The sequence below is a fragment of the Pseudomonas sp. SIMBA_067 genome, from assembly GCF_046534675.1.
GTDB lineage: Bacteria > Pseudomonadota > Gammaproteobacteria > Pseudomonadales > Pseudomonadaceae > Aquipseudomonas > Aquipseudomonas putida.
In genome coordinates, this window is sequence record NZ_JAWRYH010001201.1 from 1 (window position 1) to 241 (window position 241).

Annotated in this window: 1 pseudogene; it reads right to left on the reverse strand. The window is 60.6% G+C overall.

Annotated elements, in window-relative coordinates:
• Nucleotides 1-48: 48 nt before the first annotated feature.
• Nucleotides 49-241 (reverse strand): annotated as a pseudogene (locus tag SB765_RS33090) (trimeric intracellular cation channel family protein); the annotation flags it as partial.

Sequence of the window (241 nt, forward strand, 5' to 3'; positions counted from 1 at the left end):
GGCCCGGCACGGTATTCAATAGCTGGGGCCGCTGTGCGGCCCACGAATTCACTGCTGGTCGTTATAGTGAAACTTGGGCATTTCCCAGTGGAAACGAATCGCCAGCAAGCGCACCAGGAACCCGCCAAACAACGTCAGCAGCATCGCCTGCTCTGCCGGCACCTTGAAATACACACACCCCAGGTAGAACCACGCCGCCGCGAACGACACGCTGGCATAGAGCTCGCGCCGGAACACCAGC